General features: G+C 45.4%; 20 protein-coding genes. 17 read left to right on the forward strand and 3 right to left on the reverse strand.

The window, feature by feature from the left end; genetic code table 11:
- Window positions 1-33: 33 nt before the first annotated feature.
- Together gyrB and recF are read right to left on the reverse strand one after the other, a co-directional pair.
- Window positions 34-2,451, reverse strand: a complete 2,418-nt coding sequence (gyrB, locus tag BMX05_RS04745) for a DNA topoisomerase (ATP-hydrolyzing) subunit B (protein ID WP_093308823.1) — start codon at window positions 2,449-2,451, stop codon at window positions 34-36.
- Window positions 2,448-3,554 (reverse strand): DNA replication/repair protein RecF, encoded by a 1,107-nt coding sequence (gene recF / locus BMX05_RS04750; RefSeq protein ID WP_093308824.1) that lies wholly within the window; start codon window positions 3,552-3,554, stop codon window positions 2,448-2,450. Before recF ends, gyrB begins: the two co-directional genes overlap by 4 nt.
- 134 nt (window positions 3,555-3,688) lie before the next feature.
- Here recF and BMX05_RS04755 point away from each other — a divergent pair, with 134 nt between their 5' ends.
- Window positions 3,689-5,689 carry a methyl-accepting chemotaxis protein gene (locus BMX05_RS04755; RefSeq protein ID WP_093308825.1) on the forward strand — a complete coding sequence of 667 codons (2,001 nt, stop codon included), beginning with the start codon at window positions 3,689-3,691 and terminating at the stop codon, window positions 5,687-5,689.
- A gap of 50 nt (window positions 5,690-5,739) precedes the next feature.
- Here BMX05_RS04755 and BMX05_RS04760 read toward each other — a convergent pair whose 3' ends face one another.
- On the reverse strand, window positions 5,740-7,305 hold the full coding sequence (locus tag BMX05_RS04760; protein ID WP_093308826.1) for a bifunctional aminoglycoside phosphotransferase/ATP-binding protein: 1,566 nt from the start codon (window positions 7,303-7,305) through the stop codon (window positions 5,740-5,742).
- 662 nt (window positions 7,306-7,967) lie between these two features.
- On the opposite strand from BMX05_RS04760, the gene mnmG reads away from it, so the two are divergent.
- From mnmG to BMX05_RS04840, 16 genes are all read left to right on the forward strand, one after another.
- Window positions 7,968-9,866, forward strand: coding sequence for a tRNA uridine-5-carboxymethylaminomethyl(34) synthesis enzyme MnmG (mnmG, locus tag BMX05_RS04765; RefSeq protein WP_093308827.1), 1,899 nt, complete (start codon window positions 7,968-7,970; stop codon window positions 9,864-9,866).
- Window positions 9,866-10,498, forward strand: coding sequence for a 16S rRNA (guanine(527)-N(7))-methyltransferase RsmG (rsmG, locus tag BMX05_RS04770; RefSeq protein ID WP_093308828.1), 633 nt, complete (start codon window positions 9,866-9,868; stop codon window positions 10,496-10,498). Before mnmG ends, rsmG begins: the two co-directional genes overlap by 1 nt.
- Window positions 10,499-10,511: 13 nt before the next feature.
- A complete protein-coding gene (locus tag BMX05_RS04775; RefSeq protein WP_093308829.1) occupies window positions 10,512-11,336 on the forward strand; it encodes a ParB/RepB/Spo0J family partition protein in 825 nt (274 codons plus the stop codon).
- 251 nt (window positions 11,337-11,587) lie between these two features.
- On the forward strand, window positions 11,588-11,935 hold the full coding sequence (locus BMX05_RS04780) for an ATP synthase subunit I (protein WP_093308830.1): 348 nt from the start codon (window positions 11,588-11,590) through the stop codon (window positions 11,933-11,935).
- 28 nt (window positions 11,936-11,963) lie between these two features.
- On the forward strand, window positions 11,964-12,788 hold the full coding sequence (atpB, locus tag BMX05_RS04785) for a F0F1 ATP synthase subunit A (RefSeq protein ID WP_093308831.1): 825 nt from the start codon (window positions 11,964-11,966) through the stop codon (window positions 12,786-12,788).
- 106 nt (window positions 12,789-12,894) lie between these two features.
- Window positions 12,895-13,143 (forward strand): F0F1 ATP synthase subunit C, encoded by a 249-nt coding sequence (atpE, locus tag BMX05_RS04790; RefSeq protein WP_093308832.1) that lies wholly within the window; start codon window positions 12,895-12,897, stop codon window positions 13,141-13,143.
- Between the two features lie 61 nt (window positions 13,144-13,204).
- On the forward strand, window positions 13,205-13,675 hold the full coding sequence (locus BMX05_RS04795; protein WP_093308833.1) for a F0F1 ATP synthase subunit B: 471 nt from the start codon (window positions 13,205-13,207) through the stop codon (window positions 13,673-13,675).
- 12 nt (window positions 13,676-13,687) lie between these two features.
- Window positions 13,688-14,224 carry a F0F1 ATP synthase subunit delta gene (locus BMX05_RS04800; protein WP_093308834.1) on the forward strand — a complete coding sequence of 179 codons (537 nt, stop codon included), beginning with the start codon at window positions 13,688-13,690 and terminating at the stop codon, window positions 14,222-14,224.
- A 16-nt stretch (window positions 14,225-14,240) separates the two neighbouring features.
- Window positions 14,241-15,785: a F0F1 ATP synthase subunit alpha gene (atpA, locus tag BMX05_RS04805; RefSeq protein WP_093308835.1), complete on the forward strand. Its 1,545-nt coding sequence runs from the start codon at window positions 14,241-14,243 to the stop codon at window positions 15,783-15,785.
- A 73-nt stretch (window positions 15,786-15,858) separates the two neighbouring features.
- Entirely contained in the window at window positions 15,859-16,725 is an 867-nt protein-coding gene (gene atpG / locus BMX05_RS04810; protein WP_093308836.1) for a F0F1 ATP synthase subunit gamma, read from the forward strand.
- Between the two features lie 48 nt (window positions 16,726-16,773).
- A complete protein-coding gene (gene atpD / locus BMX05_RS04815) occupies window positions 16,774-18,153 on the forward strand; it encodes a F0F1 ATP synthase subunit beta (RefSeq protein ID WP_093308837.1) in 1,380 nt (459 codons plus the stop codon).
- 34 nt (window positions 18,154-18,187) lie between these two features.
- Window positions 18,188-18,613 carry a F0F1 ATP synthase subunit epsilon gene (locus BMX05_RS04820; RefSeq protein WP_093308838.1) on the forward strand — a complete coding sequence of 142 codons (426 nt, stop codon included), beginning with the start codon at window positions 18,188-18,190 and terminating at the stop codon, window positions 18,611-18,613.
- A gap of 142 nt (window positions 18,614-18,755) precedes the next feature.
- Window positions 18,756-20,144, forward strand: a complete 1,389-nt coding sequence (gene glmU / locus BMX05_RS04825) for a bifunctional UDP-N-acetylglucosamine diphosphorylase/glucosamine-1-phosphate N-acetyltransferase GlmU (RefSeq protein WP_093308839.1) — start codon at window positions 18,756-18,758, stop codon at window positions 20,142-20,144.
- A gap of 3 nt (window positions 20,145-20,147) precedes the next feature.
- A complete protein-coding gene (gene glmS / locus BMX05_RS04830; protein ID WP_093308840.1) occupies window positions 20,148-21,989 on the forward strand; it encodes a glutamine--fructose-6-phosphate transaminase (isomerizing) in 1,842 nt (613 codons plus the stop codon).
- A 12-nt stretch (window positions 21,990-22,001) separates the two neighbouring features.
- Window positions 22,002-22,937, forward strand: coding sequence for a hydroxymethylbilane synthase (gene hemC / locus BMX05_RS04835; protein ID WP_218138982.1), 936 nt, complete (start codon window positions 22,002-22,004; stop codon window positions 22,935-22,937).
- A 9-nt stretch (window positions 22,938-22,946) separates the two neighbouring features.
- The gene (locus BMX05_RS04840) at window positions 22,947-23,765 is read left to right on the forward strand and encodes a uroporphyrinogen-III synthase (protein ID WP_093308841.1); all 819 of its coding nucleotides are present in this window, start codon (window positions 22,947-22,949) and stop codon (window positions 23,763-23,765) included.
- Window positions 23,766-23,770 lie beyond the last annotated feature (5 nt).

Here is a 23,770-nt window from a genome sequence, read left to right on the forward strand (position 1 = left end):
CAAGTTTAGAGCTTGGGGTCTTTAGATACGAGATTAAATATCTAAATTACTCACTGTCAGGGCATAAGTCTCAATAAAATCACGCCGAGGTTCAACTTCATCGCCCATCAAGGTGGTGAACATTTGATCTGCAGCAACAGCATCTTCAACAGAAACCCGCAACATACGGCGGCCATTTGGGTCCATGGTCGTTTCCCATAATTGTTCTGGGTTCATTTCCCCTAAGCCTTTATAGCGCTGAACATTATGTCCACGACGCGCTTCTTGCATCAACCAATTTAAGGCAGTTTCTAAGTTATCCACAGGTTGTTTACGCTCACCTCGTTGCACGTAAGCTGTCTCTGTTAATAATCCGGTGAGAATCTCTGCCTGCTCACGAATCAGTTTGGCATCTGCTGAACGGAAGAAATCAAAATCCCACAGATAAGTTTGCGTATTACTATGCTGAGTGACTTCAAGCCGTGGCAAATAAACACTGCGTTCTGGATCATAAATCAAAGACCAAGCCACTTGCATATTCGGAGCAAGTTGTGTGCTTGCACTGGCTTCTAGGCCAAACAGCCAAGTTTGCATGCGCGCCTGGTCCCCAAGCTCAGTGAGCTCTGGCAAAGGTAAATACAGCATGTGTTGCAATGCCCATGTGGGATACAAACGTCCTAAGCGCTCAATACGTTGATTCAAGTTTCGGTACTGATACACGAGTTTTTGCAGTGGTTCGCCACTAATTGCCGGTACATCAGCTGCAGGGAATAAGTGCGCATTTTCCAATGCGGTTTGTGTCAGATACTCAGTTAAAGCCGCTTCATCTTTCAAATATTGCTCGTGTTTGCCACGCTTAATTTTGTACAGAGGTGGCTGAGCAATAAACAGGTGCCCACGCTCAATCAATTCGGGCATTTGCCGGAAAAAGAAGGTAAGTAACAAGGTACGAATATGCGAACCATCAACATCCGCATCCGTCATAATGATAATCGAGTGATAACGTAATTTATCAGGATTAAATTCTTCGCGACCAATCCCACAACCCAAAGCAGTAATCAAGGTGCCTATTTCAGCCGAGCTGAGCATACGATCAAAACGGGCTTTTTCTACGTTGAGAATTTTACCCTTCAGCGGCAAAATCGCCTGCGTGCGTCGGTCACGTCCTTGTTTAGCAGAACCACCTGCTGAATCTCCTTCCACTAGATAAATTTCTGATAGTGCAGGATCTTTTTCCTGACAATCTGCCAATTTACCCGGCAAACCTGCAATATCTAAAGCCCCTTTACGCCGTGTCATTTCACGCGCTTTCCGTGCTGCTTCACGTGCACGCGCCGCATCAAGCATTTTATCCACAATGGCTTTTGATTCTTTGGGATTTTCTAGCAAATACTCGCCGAAGCAACGTGCCATTTCTTGTTCTACCGCGGATTTCACCTCAGAAGACACTAGCTTATCTTTCGTCTGGGAGGAGAATTTAGGATCTGGCACCTTCACAGAGACAATCGCAGTCAAACCTTCACGCGCATCATCACCTGAAGTGTTCACTTTGGCTTTCTTGAGCAAGCCTTCTTGCTCAATATATTGATTGAGCGAGCGGGTCAAAGCAGCACGGAAACCCGATAAGTGAGTGCCACCATCGCGCTGAGGGATATTATTGGTATAACAGAAAATATTTTCTGCAAATCCATCGTTCCATTGTAGAGCCACTTCTACACCAATCCCGTCATCACGCTCACAGCTAAAGTGAAACACGGCATTGAGATGATTTTTATTACGGTTGAGGTGTTCAATAAAGGCTTTTAAGCCGCCTTGATAGCAAAAATGTTCTTTTCGCCCACTACGCTCATCTTGCAAATAAATCCCAACACCTGAGTTTAAAAAAGATAACTCACGCAGGCGTTTAGCTAAAATATCATAATGAAATTCAATATTGGTGAAAGTCTGAGGCGAGGGCTTAAAACGAATCTGGGAACCGCTTTTTTCTGTGCTACCTACCACCTTCAGTGGATATTGGGGTACCCCATGTTGATAACTTTGCTCGAAGACTTGACCTGCACGCCAAATGGTTAAATCCAGCTCTGCAGATAAGGCATTCACCACAGACACTCCCACGCCATGTAAACCACCTGAGACCTTGTAGGTGTTAGCATCGAATTTTCCGCCAGCATGCAAGACAGTTAAAATCACTTCCGCCGCAGAAACGCCTTCTTCATGGTGAATGTCCGTAGGAATCCCACGACCATTATCAGCAACCGTTACAGATTCATCAGGATGAATAAGAACACGAATTTCTGAACAATACCCCGCCAAGGCCTCATCAATGGCGTTATCCACTAACTCAAATACCATGTGATGCAAGCCGGTACCATCATCTGTATCACCAATATACATACCAGGGCGTTTACGTACGGCATCTAGCCCGCGTAACACCTTAATACTTGATGAATCATAGTCGTGTGCGTCACTCATCCGATACTCCTAGAAAAATCGACAGGCGTTAACTGCCCCTGTTCCACGTGAAACCAGCTAACATCAGCTTCTGAGAAAGTTTCCATCGGCACAAGGTGTTTAGCATCAATACAAGTCATAAAAACCTGCTTGCCTTGTTGCACCAATAACTGACAAAAATTCTTTCTATGCTGTGCATCTAGTTCGGCTGCTAAATCATCCACCAGATACACACAAGCCTTATCAGTCAATAAAGCACCTTGCGCAAGTTTTAAGGCACTTACAACAAGCTTTTGCTGGCCACGAGATAAGATATTTAATGCATTATGTCCTTGATAACGAATGCGTAAATCCGCCCGTTGGGCGCCCAAGCTAGTAAAGCCTTGTGCTTGGTCGCGTGCACGCGAAGATGTTAAAGCATCCGAATATTCATATTTTTTATCCCACCCAGGATAATAAGTTAATTCTATGGATAAATTTAATGTAAGTGCCTGTAAATATTGGATAAATACTGGCTGCAACATTTCAAGATAAGCAAGACGTGCTTGATGTACCACCTGGGTATAGCGAATTAATTCATTATCCCAAAGCTGCAAATATGAGGGATCAATTTTAGCATGTTTCAGTAGGCTATTACGCTGCTTAAGTGCATTTTGTAACCCTTGCCATGCGGGCAAAAAATGCGCATGTGCATGAAAGGCTCCCCAATCTAAGTACTGACGCCTTAATTGAGGGGCACCTTCTAATAAACGTAGGCTATCAGGTGTAATCAGCTGTATAGGCAAACAAGCTGCCAGTTCTGCGGTTGTCCGTACGCTTTGTTCTTGTATATAGATCAAGCTTCTTTCTTGCTGGCGTTCTCTTTGGATAGCTAAACGATAACTAGCGCCACATTTTTGACGCACTTTTGCATAAAGATGGAGACTATCTTGTTGATGTTGAATACTCGATAGCAAAGATTTATGCCGAAAAGAGCGCCCTAGTCCCAGAATATGAACCGCCTCTAACAAACTTGTCTTACCACTTGCATTAGCACCATACACAACATTGATATGTGCATTGGGTTGCCAACGTGTTGGCTGTAAATTACGCAAACTGTGAATATCTAAGCGCTCTAACGTCATAAAATTTCAGCTTTTTGTATAGCTATTCATATAAAGATAAGAGAACATCTTCATGACGAAAATGCAGGTATTTGCTACCTCTACATAAGAAGAAAAAATCAATGAATGATTTGATTCTAAAGGAGATTTAATCCATGGACTTTTGGTATTCCACCTCTTTGCGTACCCGTTTATTTATTAATGTGTCCTTACTCTTGCTTGTTATTTTTGGGTTATCTTTGTTGATGCAACATCAACTCACAACAACCCATAGTCGTGAGCGCGTACAAAACCAAGATTTACCTCAAGTCTTAGCCTTGCTCAGTACGCAAATTCAAACAGAACTGACAGGCCCTATCGCTTTATCTCAGCAATTGGCAGAAAATTCCTTTATCCACCAGTGGTTACAAGACGGCAGCCCGCAGGATCAGCTCGCTAAAATACAAGCGCATTTACAACAGGTGCAGCAAATCACAGGGGCAAACCTGGTTTTTATGGCAACAGGTACAGACCAAACTTATTATCATTACTCCAATGGCACTTTGCAGCACAGACGTTTATCTGCACAAAATCCAGATGATGCTTGGTATTATCGTTTTAGCCAACAAGCAGAAGCTTTTGAGCTCAACTTAGACACCAATCATTTTGAGGGCGATCAGCTTAAATTATTTATTAATTACCGCTCTCATGCACAAATCACCCGCGAAGGGCACTCGCTTCCGGTTAACTTGGCAGGCGTGGGACTTGATATGCAGCATCTTGCAGATCTGATCCGTCAATATTCAATTGGTGATACAGGCTTTGTCTTTTTAACCCAAATGACAGGCCGAGTGGATATTCACCCAGATCCCAAAGTTGCAGGCCAGCTAACACTAAATGCCTTACCAGGCTTTGCCAATCTTGCTGAAGTGATGTTGCAAGATACTTCCGGAAAAACACGAGTCTATCAAATTCAGAATCAAGGACATACAGAGTATGTCGGCGTACGCTTTATTGCTGATTTACAAAGATTTCTTATCGTACAAGTTCCTGAATACCAAATTTTAGCACCGGTACAAGAGATCAGTTTACAACTTCTTGGACTGGCAGGTATTTTATCTGCTGTCGGTTTGCTTTTAGTGTACTGGCAATCTGGACATTGGGTTTTGCCGATTCGCTCCCTTGCCAAACAGATTTTACATGTCGCACAACAGCATGATTTAAGTTATCGCTTGCATACCAAAGATGGCGCCGAAATTGGTGAATTAGTCAAAGATATGAACCAGTTATTGCAGCATTTACAAATAGCTATCACTAAGGTGCAATCTAATAGCCAAGCAATGTATCAAGCAAGCGATCATTTAACCTTAGGTGCACATGCAGCAACGACAGCCATTCAACAACAACAAGTTTCTGTAACTCAAGTAGCACAAGCTCTCACTGAAATCAGCCAAAAAACGCACCGTATTAACACCCATGCACAAGAGGCTGCCGAACAGGCTACTGTTTGCCAAGCAAACACCCAAACAGGCCGTAAACATTTGACACAAAGTGCGCACACTTTGCACCAGTTGGCACACGAGGTACAAGCTTGCCATCACACCATGAGCCACCTTGCCCAAGCTACTAATAATATCTCTCATGTGGTTGATGTGATTCAGGCGGTTTCTGAACAAACGAATTTACTTGCACTCAATGCCGCGATTGAGTCCGCACGCGCAGGAGAGGCAGGCCGTGGTTTTGCCGTCGTTGCAGATGAAGTACGCGCTTTGGCGCAACGCACGCATGATTCAGCGGATGAAATCCAAGGTTTGGTCACAGAGCTACAAACACAAACACAAGACGTTGTTCAACGCATGCATGCAAGTTATACACATAGCCAAACCAGTGTTGCCGATCTGGAACTTGCTGTGACCGAGTTACAAGAAGTGGAAGATGGTGTTCAGCATATGAATACCATGAATGCAGAAATTGCTACCTTGATTGATCAACAAAGCCAACAACTCAAAACAGTGAATCAAAAACTACAAGAAATTGCCGAACACAGCCAACACACAGCTTCTTCAGCTGAACAAGCCACTGCTTTTACCCAAAATATCCAAGAATTAACACAAGAGTTGCAACAAAGAACAGCACTTTTTAAATGTGAGGGCGTACAAAATATTATGCGAGCTTAATGGCACAGAAAAAGCGGTAGATACATACCGCTTTTTCTTTTTTCGCCTCCTTAAGAAGACAGGCGCTGTTGCAAACAAGTGACTAATTGCTGATTTGCCTTGGGCGCTTCCGTATCCACGTGCAAGGCATAAATTTCTTCTTCTGGGGTCAGAGGTTCTAACTGTGCTAGCTGCTGGTGTAGGACTTCTAAAGTTGCCTCAGAAGCTTCCCCTTTGCGCAGAGCACGCTTGCGAATACGTGCTTCCAAGATATCTAAGGGTGCTTGCAAGACAATCACTAACGCAGGCAACCCCAAGTTTTCAGCAACTTGGCGCATGGCATCTCTTTGCCAACGGCGCAGATGTGTCGCGTCTAAAGTCACACTATAGCCCGCTTGTAATAAAGCTTGTGCCGTTTGTGCTAAATGTGCGTAAGTTTTTTCTGTTGCTTCTTGCGTGTAAATGCCAGAGGCTAATGCAGAATGACTATTTGCATCAGCTGCTAAACCAAACAGGCGTTTACGTTCCACATCTGAACGTAAGCGAATTCCACCTAATTGCTGTAAAACGTAGGCACTCAGTGTGCTTTTACCACTCCCTGCCACACCTAAAGTCAACAAAAGATAGGGACTTTTGAGTTCAGTATAGCTTTCTGCTAACTGGGCATAGCTACGATAATTAGCCAAAGCAGCAGCTTTTTGCGTATCGCTTGCTTGTGGGTCAGCTGCACAAAAAAGGTTAATTTTTGCTCTCACCATTGCCCGATAGGCTTTGTAGAAATCTAATAATGCTAATCCTTGATAATCTCCAGTCATTTCTAGGTAAGTATTCAAAAAGCTATGTGCATAAGCTTCTAGCCCTCGATCTTCCAAGTCCATAACGATAAAAGCAATTTCGCTCATGACATCAATCCAGCGAAATTCATCATTAAACTCAATACAATCAAAAAGTTTCACTTCATCATCAATCAAGGTCACATTGGCTAAGTGCACATCACCATGACATTCCCGCACAAAACCTTTTGCCAAGCGTTCTGCTAGCAAGGGCTGTAATCTTTGATATGTCTCTTGTGCCCAAGCGGCTAACTGTTGCATTTGCTGCTGGTCTTGCGCATCAGTTAATAAAGGCTCAATTTGCTGGAAATTTTGTAACATAGGTGCCCAGACTTGGGCTGGTGTACCTAATGTAAAACTTGCATCAGCACACGCAATTTTTTGATGGAAGTCTGCCAACTTGGTTGCCAGATCCTGCATGTGCCGTATTTCCAACTCCCCCCTTGCCTGCACCTCATTAAGTACTTGCTTAGGATCAAATTGACGCATTTTTATAGCATATTCAAAAACTTGACGTGTATCCCCCAGCAAAGGTTGTGTGCAGGTACCAGAAATAGGTACCACCTTCAAGTAAAGCTCTGGTGCCAAACGCTGATTGAGCTTCACTTCCTGTTCACAAAAATAACGCCTTTGTTCCAAGCTAGAAAAATCCAAGAAGCCAAAATTCACCGGCTTTTTGATTTTGTAGGCGTATTCCCCTGTTAACACGACCCAAGAAATATGAGTTTCATAGACATGAAACTCCTGAGTTGCGTGTGCATACACTTGTGAATTTTGCAAACTAGCGATTAACTCACTTGACATGATCACCCTCTGATTTTTCTGTGGTTAAAATAAAAATATCACTATATATCAATAGGATAGAATATAAAAGATGACTTGGACTTCCCTAAATTTGGCAGACATGAAAATGTGGATAAATCTGTGGATAACCCTGTTGATAACCTATGTATAACTCTGTGGATAAAAATAGATTTTTTACTCCTGTGGATAAGTCAGTCTTTTGTCCACAGGATATCCACAGGATATCCACAAGTTATTAACAGACTTATACACATAGCAAATATTTGTTTTATATACAAAAAAACTAGTTATGCACAGAATATTGCTTACCCTATAATAATAACAATAAAAAAGAAAAAGAGCTTATTATTATTAACCAACCACTTCACGATGGCCAATCTCTACTCACAAAACAAGGACTACAAAAATCCTTTGTTGAATGCTTGTATGCAGTCGGGGACTAACCTAAAATCCACATCCAACAAACCAGAACCACAATGCTTAGTAACAAAAAGCACTTGATATTTTAGATTTCTTTAATGTAAAACTTTCCCTGCACTTACCCTACATATCTTCAAATACTTTTCCAAAAAAAGTAGCAAACCCTTGAATCAATTAAATTTTTGCTAAATTTATTAGCCAGCCAAATAAGTCGCAATAAACCAAAGTGGAGACTCAACAAGGTGGATTATCCTAAGCATTTCGATGTTATCGTCATTGGTGGTGGTCATGCAGGTACTGAAGCTGCTTTGGCTAGCGCACGCATGGGATGCGAAACCCTGTTGCTTACTCACAACATAGAAACCTTGGGACAGATGTCTTGTAACCCAGCAATTGGTGGCATTGGCAAAAGTCACTTAGTGAAAGAGATCGATGCACTCGGTGGTGCAATGGCAAAAGCCACTGATCTAGCAGGGATTCAATTTAGAATTCTCAACAGCCGTAAAGGCCCTGCAGTACGTGCAACACGTGCTCAAGCCGATAGAGCACTTTACAAAGCTGCTATCCGTCATATGCTAGAAAATCAAGCACACCTAAGCTTATTCCAGCAGGCTGTTGATGACTTAATTGTTCAAAGCGATCAAGCGGTAGGCGTGGTAACCCAAGCAGGCATACGTTTTTTTGCTACCAGCATAGTGCTAACCACAGGTACTTTCCTAGGGGGTGTAATTCACATAGGTTTACAGCAGCACTCAGGCGGACGTGCAGGTGATCCACCAGCAATCGCTTTAGCGCATAGATTACGTGAATTACCTTTAGATGTTGGGCGCTTAAAAACAGGCACTCCACCTCGCATTGATGCTAAAAGTGTTAATTTCTCTGCGATGCAAGCACAACCTGGGGATACTCCCTTGCCAGTAATGTCTTTTCTTGGACACCCAGAACAGCATCCAGAACAAGTCCATTGCTACATCACACATACCAATGCGCAAACGCATGAGATTATTCGCACTAATCTAGACCGCTCACCCATGTACTCTGGAGTGATCGAAGGTATAGGACCTAGATACTGCCCCTCTATTGAAGACAAGATTCACAGATTTGCTGATAAGGAATCACATCAGGTATTTATCGAACCTGAAGGCTTAAATACGCACGAGCTTTATCCAAATGGTATCTCTACTTCCTTACCTTTCGATGTACAGCTTGCATTGGTACGTTCTATTTGTGGCATGGAGCAAGCGCATATCACACGTCCAGGGTATGCCATTGAGTATGATTATTTTAATCCACAAGGTTTAACTACCAGTCTAGAAAGCAAACATATCCACAACCTGTTTTTTGCTGGTCAAATCAATGGTACAACCGGTTACGAAGAGGCCGGTGCTCAAGGCCTACTAGCAGGCCTTAATGCCGGTTTAAGAGCACAAGACAAGGCACTTTGGTCACCTCGCCGTGATGAGGCTTATATTGGTGTTCTCGTAGATGATTTGATTACTTTAGGTACTTCTGAACCTTATCGCATGTTTACTTCACGTGCGGAACACCGTCTAGTGTTGCGTGAAGACAATGCAGATTTGCGTCTGACTGAACAAGGCTATCGGTTAGGTTTAGTGGATGAAACACGTTGGGCGGCATTTTGTAAAAAACGCGAAAGCATCGAGTGTGAAAGCGCGCGCTTAAAAGCCACTTGGATCCAACCACAAAGCCAGCAGGCACAAGCTTTACAAGAACTCACTCAAGAAAAGATTCAGCGCCCAACAAATTTATTAGACTTACTTAAACGTCCTGAAGTCGAATTCAAACACTTACAAGCACTGGATGAATTAAGTCAAACCATAGCACCACAAGTTAGCGAACAAGTCCAAATCCAAGTGAAATACGCAGGTTATATCAAACGCCAATATGAAGAGATTGATAAACTGCGTCGTCACGAAAATACACCCTTGGCGGTAGACTTTAATTATCAACAGGTTGATGGGCTTTCTAATGAGATTAAACAAAAGCTCAGCCATATACGCCCAAGTAGTCTAGCCCAAGCAGCACGCATTCCAGGAGTGACCCCAGCTGCTATCTCTATGCTTTTGATTTACATGAAGAAGCACAAGATGACTACCGTATCTTCAGCAGGTCAAATTTAATGTCAAGTCGTGTTGAGCAAGCCTTATCTACAGGGCTAAACGAATTATCCTTATCTCTATCAGCACAGCAGCAAGCAAGCTTATTGGAATACATCAGCTTGCTACAGAAATGGAACCGGACCTACAATTTAACTGCAGTTCGAGATCCGGTTGAAATGGTTTCGAAACATATCTTAGACAGTTTGAGTGTACTAAAGCATTTAGACCCTGAGCAGCCCTTACTGGACGTAGGCTCTGGTGCAGGTTTACCGGGTATTCCTCTTGCCATTTGTTATCCAAACTGGCCTATTAGCTTGCTAGACACCAATGGCAAAAAGTCTCGCTTTCAATTTCAAGCTTGCGCACATTTGGGGTTAACACAAGTTGCAGTGATTCATACTCGTGTTGAGAATTTTCAGCCATCAATCTTATTTCCACAAATCATTAGCCGTGCTTTCAGCAGCTTACAAGACATGCTGAGATGGACAGAGCATTTGCTTGCAGAAAAAGGCACTTGGTGGGCAATGAAAGGCACATATCCACAGGAAGAACTGCAAGCATTGGATAGCAAATATCAACTTTTGCAGACTTGCTCCTTACAAGTCCCCCAGCTTGAAGGCGAACGCCATTTACTCCAATTAGCACCTAGCTAATGTTGTCATCAAGATGAAAGACCCACAGCCTGTACCAGCATCTGCAAAAAGTGGCCGCTTGCAGTATTTGCCTATTGCAGCGATTCAACCGAATCCACAACAACCACGCCAAGAGATTCACCCGCAAGCTTTGCAAGAATTAGCGGCTTCTTTGCAAGCACAGGGGATCTTGCAACCTCTAGTAGTAACATCTTTGCCTGCAACATCGGATACGGCACAAAAATACCAACTTATTGCAGGTGAAAGGCGGTGGCGTGCTGCTCAATATTTGGGGTGGCAATCTGTGCCTGTACTGATTCGTGAGGCACAGCAAGATCAAATACTTGCACTTGCACTCATTGAAAATATTCAGCGGGAAGCCCTGAATCCGGTAGAAGAAGCGCAAGCTTTGAAGCGCTTACAAGAAGAATATCAATATTCGCAACAGCAAATTGCCGATGCGATCGGGCGTTCTCGTAGCACGGTTGCCAATTTATTACGTTTGTTAAAATTACCCCGTCCTGTGTTAGAGTGGCTTACCATAGGGGCTTTAGACCAAGGCCATGCACGTGCTTTACTTGCTTTACCAAAAGAACAGCAAATCGCTGGAGCACGTGAAGTGATTGATAAATCTTTGTCAGTTCGTCAGACAGAAGCTCTAGTAAAACGCTGGTTACAACAACTGCCACAGCCTAAAACCCATGTGCAAGATCAAGATTTACTCCAGCTACAAGCACACTTAAGTGAATACTTGGGTACACCTGTGGATATCAAGCACACTAAGCAAGGCCAAGGGCGTCTAGTGATTCACTATGCCTCCTTACATATGCTTGATCATATTCTTAAATGTCTTAGATGAGCCAAAAGTGTGCTTACCTGATAGACTTGCACTCTTTTGGAGAGATCTTTATATTGCACCTTGGTCTTAATTGAGCAAATGAAGACCTGTATATGTTGAATGCCTAGAGCAATGTCAATATAATCCAGCGAGTTTTTGTGTGAGTCTAATCCTTAAAACTCTACATCCTGTTGATTGACGAGGCGCATTTGATTAGTAAGCCAAGGCCAACAAAAACGTATCCTAGTGCAAGGATACAAGGCCCTAAAGTCATGCGTGTCATTGGGTTGCAGCTTTTAGGGAGTATAAGTCTTGCTTGTGTGGGTTGGGCGTTAGGCGATCTGGTTATTGCTTACTCTTTGCTTACAGGTGGGTTAGTTTGTGCCTTGCCCAATTTAGTCTTTGCATGGATGGCGTTTCGTTTTCAAGGTGCGCGTGCTGCCAAACGCGTAGTGAATGCCTTCTACAAAGCAGAAATGTTGAAGTTTGGTTTGACGGTCGTACTCTTTGCTGGAGTCTTCGCCTTAGTGCGCCCCTTAAACCCAATTTTCTTCTTCGTCGCTTATGTTGCAGTTCAAGCGTTACACTGGTTATCCCCTTGGATAATTAAGGTACGTTAGCTGCACAAATAAAAATTGAGGCTGAACTATGGCAGGAACTAATCCTACTGCGTCCGAGTACATACAGCACCACTTGCAAAACCTTACTTTAGGGTTTCACCCTGAAAATGGCTTGAGCTTTGCACATGGTGCAAAAGAAGCTCAGGAGATGGGTTTTTGGGCGATTCACGTTGATACCCTAGGCTGGTCGGTCTTGTTAGGATGTATTTTTCTTTACATCTTTAACAAAGCAGCAAAAAGTGTGACCACAGGGGTACCTAATGGCCTGCAAAACTTTGTGGAAATCCTCGTTGAATTCGTTGATAAAAGCGTCAAGGAGACTTTCCACGGGCGTAGCAGCCTCATCGCGCCTTTGTCCCTAACTATTTTCTGTTGGATCTTCTTGATGAACTTGATGGACTTAGTGCCTGTAGATTGGTTGCCTATGTTGGCATCCTCTTTAGGTATTGAGTACATGAAAGTCGTGCCAACAACAGATGTGAATGCCACCTTAGGCATGTCGATTTCTGTATTTGTGTTGATTATCTACTACAGCATCAAAGTGAAAGGTGTAAAAGGTTTTGCAGCTGAGCTAACTTTGCATCCTTTTAACAGTAAGTGGATGATTCCTTTTAACTTCTTGTTGGAAGGTGTCGGCTTGTTAGCAAAGCCTATTTCTCTGGCACTACGTTTGTTCGGTAACCTGTATGCGGGTGAGCTTATCTTTATCCTGATTGCCATCTTGCCTTTCTGGATTCAGTGGGCCTTGTCTGTGCCTTGGGCAATTTTCCACATCCTGGTTATCACGCTACAAGCCTTTATCTTTATGATGCTGACTATTGTATACCTCAGCATGGCATGTGAAGATCACTAAGATTTACTCCCTAGATGCGTCAGCTTATACACATCTAGGGTTCATTTTGCGGTAATTTAAACTTTAACCTTCAACTCAAACTTAAACTCTAATTTGGGAGAAAACGATGGAAGCTCAAGTACTGGGTATGACTGCTATCGCTGTTGCTCTGCTGATCGGTCTAGGTGCATTAGGTACCGCTATTGGCTTTGGTATCCTCGGTGGCAAATTCCTAGAAGGTGCTGCTCGTCAACCAGAAATGGTACCTATGCTGCAAGTTAAAATGTTCATCGTTGCAGGTCTTCTTGACGCGGTAACTATGATCGGCGTAGGTATTGCGTTGTTCTTCACCTTCGCGAACCCGTTTGTAGGTTAATTCTAGGTTACCTTGGGAACCGAAAATCTAACCACAAACTGAATAAGCGAGAGGTGCTGGCGTGAATCTGAATTTGACACTGATCGGCCAAGCCATCGCGTTCGCGATTTTCGTCTGGTTCTGCATGAAGTACGTATGGCCGCCTGTAACTGAGGCCATGCGTGCGCGCCAGAAGAAAATAGCTGATGGCTTAGACGCAGCAAGCCGTGCTTCACGCGATCTGGAATTGGCACAAGAAAAAGCCTCCCAGACATTACGTGAAAGCAAAGAGCAAGCTGCTCAAATCATAGAGCAAGCGAATAAGCGGGCTAACCAGATCATAGAAGAAGCTAAGGACCAAGCACGTGAAGAAGGCGAGCGCCTAATCACTGCAGCCAAGGCAGAAATCGACCAAGAAGTTAACCGAGCTAAAGAGCAACTTCGTGCTCAAGTTGCTCTGTTAGCGGTTCGCGGGGCGGAGCAGATCTTGGAAGCCTCTATTGATGAAAAAGCCCACAGCGAGTTGGTCAACAAACTTGCCGCTGAGCTTTAAGCGAGGTGACCAATGGCTGAAACAACGACTGTTGCCCGGCCTTATGCAAAAGCCGCGTTTGAATTTGCTTTAAGTCAGGGAAAACTCAACGACTGGTCTAAGATGCTGTCGGCAGTTGCCGCAGCAGCAGATCAGGGTGAGGTCAAACAGCTCCTACTTAATCCTGCTTTGACCAGCGCGCAAAAAGCAGAAGTACTGCTAGAAATTTGCCAATCCTCACTGGATGAAAGTGTACGTCATTTCGTACTTGCCTTAAGTGAGAATGGGCGTTTGCCATTGATCCCGGTAATTGCTGAACTGTATGAAGCCTTGAGGGCTGAGCAGGAGCAAACTGTCGATGTGGTGGTGACTTCTGCTTATCCTCTGGACGAGCAGCAGCAAAACAAACTGGCGCAGGCTTTGCGTAAGCGGCTAAACCGGGAAGTGAACCTAAGTACACACGAAGATAAAAGTCTTATCGGCGGTATCATTATCCGCGCCGGAGACTTGGTGATTGACGGTTCAGTCCGCGGCAAGCTAGCTAAACTGGCCGAAGCGTTGAAATCCTGATTTTGAGGGACATGGCATGCAGCAACTGAATCCATCCGAGATCAGCGAAATTATTAAGAAGCGCATCGAAAAACTCGATGTGACTTCTGAAGCCCGTAATGAGGGCACTATCGTTAGCGTATCTGATGGTATCGTACAGATCCACGGCCTAGCTGACGTAATGTATGGTGAAATGATCGAGTTTGAGGGCGGCCTTTTTGGTATGGCGCTTAACCTCGAGCGTGATTCTGTCGGTGCAGTTATCTTAGGCGATTATTTAGGTCTTCAAGAAGGCCAAACGGCTAAGTGTACCGGTCGTATCTTAGAAGTACCCGTAGGTCCTGCGCTAAAAGGTCGTGTAGTAGATGCCTTAGGTAACCCTATCGACGGCAAAGGTCCTATTAACGCAGACGAAACTGATGCGATTGAAAAAGTCGCACCAGGTGTTATCTGGCGTAAGTCTGTTGATCAACCTGTACAAACAGGTTACAAGGCAGTTGACGCCATGGTACCTATCGGTCGCGGTCAGCGTGAGTTGATCATCGGTGACCGTCAAACGGGTAAAACCGCTTTGGCTGTTGACGCGATTATCAACCAAAAAGACAGCGGCGTGATCTGTGTTTATGTCGCTATCGGTCAAAAGCAATCTACTATTGCTAACGTAGTACGCAAGCTCGAAGAGCATGGCGCTATGGATCACACCATTATCGTGGCCGCTGGTGCTTCTGATCCTGCATCTATGCAGTTCTTAGCGCCTTATGCTGGCTGTACTATGGGTGAGTACTTCCGTGACCGTGGTCAAGATGCTTTGATTATCTATGACGATTTAACCAAGCAAGCTTGGGCTTATCGTCAGATTTCTTTGCTTCTACGTCGTCCGCCTGGTCGTGAAGCTTATCCTGGTGACGTTTTCTATCTCCACTCACGTTTGCTTGAGCGTGCATCACGCGTAAGTGCTGAGTATGTAGAGAAGTTCACCAATGGTGAAGTCAAAGGTCAAACCGGTTCTTTAACAGCACTGCCTATTATCGAAACTCAAGGTGGTGACGTTTCCGCGTTCGTACCTACTAACGTAATTTCGATCACTGACGGTCAGATCTTCCTCGAAACCAACCTTTTCAACGCAGGTATCCGTCCTGCAATGAACGCAGGTATTTCGGTGTCTCGTGTAGGGGGCGCAGCTCAGACTAAAATCATCAAGAAACTTGGTGGTGGTATCCGTCTAGCACTTGCCCAGTACCGTGAACTGGCAGCCTTCTCTCAGTTCGCCTCTGACCTTGATGATGCAACCCGTAAGCAGTTGGAGCATGGCCAACGTGTTACTGAGCTGATGAAGCAAAAGCAATACGCGCCTTTATCCATTGCTGAAATGGGTCTGAGTCTGTACGCAGCGAACGAAGGTCACCTCGATGATATCCCTGTAAGCAAAGTGGGTGAGTTTGAAGCAGCTTTACATTCCTACATGAATAGTGAGTGTGCAGAGCTGATGAAAACCATCAACGCAAGCGGCGACTACAATGGTGAAATCGAGGCCGGCCTCAAAGCTGGTATTGAGCAATTTAAGGCTACTCAAACTTGGTAGCGAGTTAGGCTCGTCGTATGGCGGGCCTAAGTCTTGACACCAATTACGAGTAGGCGGACAAGGCAGAAGCGCTATGGCAGTCGGAAAAGAGATTCGCACCCAAATAGGGAGCATCAAAAATACGCAAAAGATTACCAGCGCCATGGAAATGGTTGCTGCGTCTAAAATGCGTAAAGCGCAAGAACGCATGGCCGCGAGTCAGCCTTATGCCAATCAGATTCGTAAAGTTGTCGGCCATATTGCCAAGGCCTCACCTGAATATAAGCACCTGTATCTAGAAGAGCGGGATGTGAAGCGGGTAGGTTACATCATAGTCTCAACAGACCGAGGTTTGTGTGGCGGTCTGAACACTAACTTATTCAAAGCTGCGATCAAGTCGATTCAAGGCTGGATGGATAAGGGTGTGGATGTAGATTATTGCGTCATTGGTAGTAAAGCCACAGCTTTCTTCCGTAGATATGGCGGGAATGTGATTGCAGCAAAGAGCGGGCTAGGGGATGCGCCTGTAGCAAGTGATTTGGTTGGTAGCGTTAAGGTCATGCTTGATGCGTACGACCAAGGCGAGCTAGATCGCGTGTATGTAGTGTATAACAATTTTGTAAACACTATGACCCAAAAGCCGCTAGTGCAGCAGCTATTGCCTCTGCAAGCTGACGCGGAACACGAAGAAACCGGCCCCAGCCACTGGGATTATCTCTATGAACCTGATGCAAAAGACTTACTTGACAAGCTGTTAGTACGTTACGTCGAGTCACAAGTGTATCAGGCTGTGGTTGAGAATAACGCCTGTGAGCAAGCGGCGCGTATGATTGCGATGAAAAACGCAACAGACAACGCGGGCAATCTTATCGACGAGTTGCAGCTTATTTATAACAAAGCTCGTCAAGCAGCTATTACCCAAGAAATTTCCGAAATTGTGGGTGGCGCCGCCGCTGTATAAGGCGTTACAGGTAAGCAGGTTTCAATTGCAGGTTAACGAGGAACCAAGATGAGTAGCGGACGTATCGTACAAATCATCGGTGCGGTAATCGACGTGGAATTCCCACGTGACACCGTACCCAAAGTTTACGACGCGCTGAAAGTGATCGGTACCGAAATTACCCTCGAAGTACAGCAACAGCTGGGTGACGGTATTGTGCGTTGTATCGCGATGGGCTCGACAGAAGGTCTCAAACGCGGTTTGGTCGCAGAAAACACAGATGCGCCTATTTCTATTCCTGTCGGTGTAGAAACTCTAGGTCGTATCATGGACGTGCTAGGCTCACCAATCGATGAGCAAGGCCCTATCGGTGAGAAAGAGCGTTGGGCAATCCACCGCGCTGCACCTAGCTTTGACGAGCAAGCCGGTGGCAACGAGCTTTTAGAGACAGGTATCAAGGTAATTGACCTTGTATGTCCTTTCGCTAAAGGTGGTAAAGTTGGTCTGTTCGGCGGTGCGGGTGTAGGTAAAACAGTTAACATGATGGAGCTGATCCGTAACATCGCGATCGAGCACTCAGGTTATTCTGTATTCGCCGGTGTAGGTGAGCGTACTCGTGAAGGTAACGACTTCTACCATGAGATGAAAGACTCCAACGTATTGGATAAAGTATCTCTCGTTTATGGTCAGATGAACGAACCACCTGGTAACCGTTTACGTGTTGCCTTGACAGGTCTAACGATTGCAGAGAAGTTCCGTGACGAAGGTCGTGACGTACTTTTCTTCGTTGATAACATCTATCGTTACACCTTGGCAGGTACTGAGGTATCCGCACTGTTAGGTCGTATGCCTTCTGCGGTAGGTTATCAGCCTACTTTGGCAGAGGAAATGGGCGTATTGCAAGAGCGTATTACCTCAACTAAGACAGGTTCTATCACGTCGATCCAAGCGGTATACGTACCTGCGGATGACTTGACTGACCCATCGCCTGCAACCACCTTCTCGCACCTTGACGCGACTGTTGTATTGTCACGTGATATCGCGGCTTTAGGTATCTATCCTGCGGTAGATCCTTTGGATTCTACATCACGTCAGCTTGATCCTTTAGTAATTGGTCAAGAGCACTATGATGTAGCGCGTGGCGTACAATCTGTACTTCAGCGTTATAAAGAGCTGAAAGATATCATCGCCATTTTGGGTATGGATGAGCTGTCTGAAGAAGATAAGCAAACTGTAGCCCGTGCGCGTAAGATTCAGCGCTTCCTGTCTCAGCCATTCTTCGTTGCGGAAGTATTCACTGGTTCGCCCGGTAAATACGTTTCCTTGAAAGATACCATTCGTGGTTTCCAAGGCATCTTGAATGGCGAGTTTGACCAACTCCCTGAGCAGGCGTTTTATATGGTGGGTTCTATCGACGAGGCTATCGAAAAAGCCAAGTCTATGAAGTAAGCCACCGGGTTGAGACTTTTATAGAGGCGAAACCATGGCTATAACCCTTCACTGCGACATCGTAAGTGCCGAGAAGTCTATCTTCAATGGCCGCGCAGAGCTGGTTGTTGCCGCCGGTGTGCTGGGTGATCTGGGGCTTGCTCCGGGTCACGCACCCTTACTGACGGAACTCCAACCTGGCCCGATTCGGGTAGTTAAACAGGGTGGCGAAGAAGAGATCTTCTACGTCTCCGGCGGTTTTCTAGAAGTGCAACCAAATGTAGTGTCTATCCTTGCTGATAGTGCTTTACGTGCGGTCGATCTTGATGAGGCTGCTGCAGAGCAAGCACGCCAAAATGCAGAACGTGCACTGAAAGAAAAAGGTTCAGAGCTGGATTATGCGCGTGCAACGATTGAGCTTGCAGAAGCTGTGGCGAAACTGCGTACTTTAGAGCAGTTACGTCGCAAAAATGCGCACTAACCTTCTAGTGACCAACCATCTCAAAGGGCAGCTTCGGCTGCCCTTTTTTATTACGAAGAAAAATACCGTAAATAATCTGTGAATAAGCCCACACGAACAGGGTAAAATGTGTGGGATTGTCAATTTTATAAGGGGAGAAGCGATGGCATTGGAAATTATTATTTTGGCCGCAGGACAGGGCAAACGTATGCGTTCTAGTCGTGCCAAAGTGTTACATCCACTTGCTCATACACCCCTTATTGGGCATGTCTTAAATGCCAGTGCTAAGCTGCAACCAGAGCGGATTCATATTGTAATTGGGCATGCAGGTGAGCAGATACAAGCCTATGTCGAGCAAACTTATCCACAGCTCCCTATTCATTGGGCACAGCAAACGCAGCAATTGGGAACAGGGCATGCGGTTACGCAAGTGTTAGCTCATTTACCAGCTGATGCGCAAGTTTTGGTTTTGTATGCAGATGTTCCTTTAGTTAATCCGCAAACACTCAAAGCTTTGTTGGCAGAAACGGCGCGCGCTTCCTTAGCTGTGTTGACTTTAGAACTAGATAACCCCCAAGGTTATGGACGCATCTTACGTAATACCCAAGGCCAAGTGTGCGCGATTGTCGAAGAGAAAGATGCTAGTGCGACGCAAAAAGCAATTCAAGAAATCAACACGGGCATCATGGCAACAGATAGCCAAACCTTAAAAACTTGGTTGCCGAAAATTTCTAATCAAAATGCACAACAAGAATATTACCTGACGGATTTGATTGCTTTAGTTGCGCAAGCAGGAATGGATGTAGCAAGTTATTGTGCACAGGATGCATTAGAGGTCACTGGAGTTAATACAAAAGCCCAGTTAGCACAATTAGAACGTGCCTATCAAAGATGCCAAGCCCATGCTTTACTTGAGCAAGGGGTGACCTTATATGATCCTGAACGCTTAGATATTCGTGGGCATTTAGAATGTGGTCAAGATGTGACCTTGGATGTGAATTGTATTTTTGAAGGTAGGGTGCGCTTAGGAAATCGGGTCACGATAGAAGCGCACTGTATTTTAAAAGATGTCACCTTAGGTGATGATGTTCATATACGAGCTTATTCACATCTTGAAGGCGTGGATTTACAAGGGCACAATCAGGTGGGCCCTTATGCACGTTTGCGTCCTGGTACCCAGCTAGCCACTGGGGCTAAAGTGGGTAATTTTGTGGAGACCAAAAAAGCTTATTTAGGCCCGAATACCAAAGCCAATCATTTAAGCTATTTGGGGGACGCGCATATTGAAGCTGAGGTTAATATAGGCGCAGGTACTATCACCTGTAATTATGACGGTGTGAATAAATCGCAAACCTATATTCATCAAGGGGCTTTTATTGGCTCGAATACGGCGTTAGTGGCTCCGGTAACTATCGGTGCGCAAGCGGTAGTCGGTGCAGGATCGACCGTCAGTAAAAATGTGAGTGCAGGTGCTTTAGCGGTGAGTCGTGCACGTCAAAGCGAATATCAACATTGGCCTCGGCCACAAAAAAAGCAGCAACAGGAGTCTTAATCCATGTGTGGTATTGTAGGTGCTGTCGCCGAACGTACAGTAACGCCTATCTTATTAGAAGGCTTAAGACGCCTAGAGTATCGCGGCTATGATTCTGCTGGATTAGCCGTGATTGCCCCAGAAGGATTACAGCGTCAGCGGGCCGTTGGTAAAGTCGCTCAATTAGAAAAACGTCTAGAAACACACCCTTTGCGTGGTATGACGGGCATTGCGCATACGCGCTGGGCTACGCATGGTGCACCGACGGAAGTAAATGCTCACCCGCATATGTCTGGGTCTCAATTGGCTGTGGTGCACAATGGCATTATTGAAAACTATGCCAGCTTGCGCCAGCGGTTACAGGCCACAGGTTATACTTTCGAATCCCAAACGGATACGGAAGTTATCGCGCATCTGATTGAGAAGTACTATCAACAAAGTGGTGATTTGTTTGTCGCTGTACAGCAAGCCATTATTTTGTTGGAAGGGGCTTTTGCGATTGCTGTGGTACATCAAGCGCATCCTGAATACCTAGTTTGTGCACGCAAAGGGAGCCCTCTGGTGTTAGGCGTTGGCAGTGGTGAAAGCTTTTGTGCTTCTGATCCACTGGCCTTATTGCAAGTCACAGACCGTTTTATCTACTTGCAAGAAGGTGATATTGCTTGTTTATCGGTCACAGGTGTGGAGATTGTTGATCAGCAAGGCCAAAACGTCGAACGTCCGATGAAAATGTGGGAGCATGGCCACCAAGCTGCTGATAAGCAAGGCTATAAGCATTACATGCTCAAAGAAATCCATGAGCAGCCCAAAGTTATGCAAGATACCCTTGAAGGGCGTATCAGCCAAACCAGTGTGCTTCCTGAGATTTTAGGCAGCCAAGCCAGCTTGATTTTGCCTCATGTTGAGCAAGTGCATGTCATTGCCTGCGGTACCAGCTTTCATGCAGGGATGGTCGCGCGTTACTGGATTGAGAAAATTGCTGGTTTGCCTTGCATGGTTGAGGTAGCGAGTGAATACCGTTACCGCGATGTGGTGGTGCCACCGAATACTTTATTTGTGTGTATCTCGCAATCAGGTGAAACCGCAGATACTTTGGCCGCGTTGCGTTTCGCACGTCAGGCGGGTTATCTCGCGACCCTTGCAATTTGTAATGTCCCTGGTAGCTCGTTAATTCGTGAAACTGATTTAGCCTTAATGACACGCGCTGGTCCTGAAATCGGTGTCGCATCGACCAAAGCTTTTACCACCCAGTTAATTGCCTTGATGCTGCTAACATTAGTGCTACGTCGTGTACGTCAGGCAGCCAGCCGTGGTCAAGACACTTGTGAGCAACGTATTGTCAGTGCTTTGCATGCTTTACCAGATAAAATCAATCGTGTGCTTGCTCTGGATGAACAGATCGAAGCCTATGCGCAAAGTTTTGCAGACAAGCAACACGCATTATTTTTAGGACGGGGTACTCAATATCCTATCGCAATGGAAGGGGCGCTTAAGCTCAAGGAAATCTCTTATATTCATGCAGAGGCTTACCCCGCAGGTGAGCTTAAACATGGACCGCTTGCGCTTGTTGATAAAGAAATGCCTGTAGTTGCCATAGCGCCACATGATGACTTATTGGAAAAACTCAAGTCCAATCTGCAAGAAGTACAAGCACGCGGTGGACAAGTTTTAGTGTTTGCTGATGGTGCGGCTCGTGTCGGTGCTGAAATGGGTTTAGCTGTCTTACATATGCCAGAAGTCATTGATGAACTAGCGCCTATCTTATACACCTTACCTTTACAACTGCTGGCTTATCATGTTGCCGTGTTGAAAGGAACGGATGTTGATCAACCACGTAACCTCGCCAAATCTGTGACTGTAGAATAATGAGGAGCCCTTGTGCCAAAACTACGTATTGCAACACGTCAAAGCCCACTGGCCATGTGGCAAGCCGAGCATATTCAGGCGCGTTTGCAGGCTTTACATCCTGATTTGGATGTTGAGCTGGTGCCTATGGTGACACGAGGCGATAAAATTCTTGATACGCCTTTAGCAAAAATTGGCGGTAAGGGGTTATTTGTCAAAGAATTAGAACATGCGATTTACGAAGGCCGTGCGGATATTGCCGTACATTCGATGAAAGATGTCCCTATGCATCTGCCCGACGATATGGCCTTGCCGGTGATTTGTACTCGCGAAGATCCCACAGATGCTTTCGTTTCTAACCAATATGCTGGGATACAAGATTTACCGCAAGGTGCTTGTGTGGGGACCTCGAGTCTAAGACGTCACATGCAATTACAGGCCTTGCGTCCTGATTTAGTGATTAAAAGTTTGCGTGGCAATGTGCAAACCCGTTTGGCTAAGTTAGATGCGGGTGAATTTGCTGCCATTGTATTAGCGACTTCTGGGTTAAAACGTTTACAACTGGATGCCAGAATTCGTTGTGTGCTGACGCCTGAGCAAAGTTTGCCTGCGGTCGGGCAAGGTGCTTTAGGGATAGAAACTCGAGCAAACGATGATCAAGTGGCAGCTTGGTTAGCCCCTTTACATGATGAAAATACGGCTGCTTGTGTCTTAGCAGAACGTGCTATGAATCGTCATTTAGAAGGAGGGTGTCAAGTACCCATTGCAGGCTTTGCGCAGTGGACGCAGGATGGCCAATTGCATTTACGTGCGCTGGTTGGTGATTTAGACGCGGGCCGTTTACTCAGTGCGCAAGGTTATGCTGTTGCTGAGAAAGCAGAAGCTTTGGGGATTCAAGTTGCGCAAGACCTGCTCGCACAAGGCGCCGGTGAGATTTTAGCGCGTGTTTATGCGCAAGCGGATCACTAGGGCTCACTTGTGGATATTTGTGCCTCTTTAGAATTGACGCAAGCCCAAATACAGGCATTAAAGGCGTCTAGGCTTTTATTAACGCGTCCTCAAGAGCGTGCGCCTGCTTGGTTACAGGCAGCACAAGCATTACAAATGCAAGTAGCTAATGTGCCTTTGTTAGAACTAGAGCCGATACCAGAAGATGCACAAGCGCGTCATCTCTGGCTGAATTTAGATTTATTTCAGCATATTATTTGTGTCAGCCCAACAGCTGCGCAAGCTTTGGTACAGGCTTTGGACACTTATTGGCCACAGCCACCCCTCGGTATAGATTGGTATACTGTAGGCACAGGAAGCGCGCAAATTTTACAGGCTTACGGGTTAGCACCTGTTATTTGTCCACAGGTTGCTCAAGGTGATACGAGTGAAGCTTTGCTTGATTTGCCTGAGTTATCCACAGCCAGACTTGCGCAAAGCCGTTGCCTTATCTGCCGAGGTGAAGGCGGACGCATGCTACTAAGGGATACTTTGCAGGCGCGAGGTGCCAGTGTCACTCTGCTCAATGTTTACCGTCGTCGAGCACCAAATTTGAACACTGAGCAAACTCATTTGCTGTGCCAAGCGCCTTGGGATGCTGTGGTCGTCACCAGTGGTGAGGCGCTACAATATTTAACGACCTATTTAACGGCAAACCCACAATCCCAGCGCTGGTTAACGCCTTTACTGGTGCCTAGTGCGCGTTTAATGCAAGAAGCACAGAGTTTAGGTTTTCGCTCTGTGGTGAATACTCAGGGAGCCACGTTAGCGCCTGTATTGCGGGCACTTGCCTCCCTCAAGACAAATTAACGCCC

Source organism: Allopseudospirillum japonicum (genome assembly GCF_900108915.1).
Lineage (GTDB): Bacteria > Pseudomonadota > Gammaproteobacteria > Pseudomonadales > Halomonadaceae > Pseudospirillum > Pseudospirillum japonicum.

Bases quoted from the DNA above. Each gene is read 5' to 3' on its own strand.
- glmU (WP_093308839.1), top strand. From the start codon at position 18,756: ATGGCATTGGAAATTATTATTTTGGCCGCAGGACAGGGCAAACGTATG.
- BMX05_RS04760 (WP_093308826.1), bottom strand. From the start codon at position 7,305: ATGTCAAGTGAGTTAATCGCTAGTTTGCAAAATTCACAAGTGTATGCA.
- BMX05_RS04755 (WP_093308825.1), top strand. From the start codon at position 3,689: ATGGACTTTTGGTATTCCACCTCTTTGCGTACCCGTTTATTTATTAAT.
- atpA (WP_093308835.1), top strand. From the start codon at position 14,241: ATGCAGCAACTGAATCCATCCGAGATCAGCGAAATTATTAAGAAGCGC.
- BMX05_RS04800 (WP_093308834.1), top strand. From the start codon at position 13,688: ATGGCTGAAACAACGACTGTTGCCCGGCCTTATGCAAAAGCCGCGTTT.
- BMX05_RS04820 (WP_093308838.1), top strand. From the start codon at position 18,188: ATGGCTATAACCCTTCACTGCGACATCGTAAGTGCCGAGAAGTCTATC.
- atpE (WP_093308832.1), top strand. From the start codon at position 12,895: ATGGAAGCTCAAGTACTGGGTATGACTGCTATCGCTGTTGCTCTGCTG.
- BMX05_RS04775 (WP_093308829.1), top strand. From the start codon at position 10,512: ATGAAAGACCCACAGCCTGTACCAGCATCTGCAAAAAGTGGCCGCTTG.
- atpG (WP_093308836.1), top strand. From the start codon at position 15,859: ATGGCAGTCGGAAAAGAGATTCGCACCCAAATAGGGAGCATCAAAAAT.
- recF (WP_093308824.1), bottom strand. From the start codon at position 3,554: ATGACGTTAGAGCGCTTAGATATTCACAGTTTGCGTAATTTACAGCCA.
- BMX05_RS04780 (WP_093308830.1), top strand. From the start codon at position 11,588: ATGCGTGTCATTGGGTTGCAGCTTTTAGGGAGTATAAGTCTTGCTTGT.
- gyrB (WP_093308823.1), bottom strand. From the start codon at position 2,451: ATGAGTGACGCACACGACTATGATTCATCAAGTATTAAGGTGTTACGC.
- atpD (WP_093308837.1), top strand. From the start codon at position 16,774: ATGAGTAGCGGACGTATCGTACAAATCATCGGTGCGGTAATCGACGTG.
- atpB (WP_093308831.1), top strand. From the start codon at position 11,964: ATGGCAGGAACTAATCCTACTGCGTCCGAGTACATACAGCACCACTTG.
- rsmG (WP_093308828.1), top strand. From the start codon at position 9,866: ATGTCAAGTCGTGTTGAGCAAGCCTTATCTACAGGGCTAAACGAATTA.
- glmS (WP_093308840.1), top strand. From the start codon at position 20,148: ATGTGTGGTATTGTAGGTGCTGTCGCCGAACGTACAGTAACGCCTATC.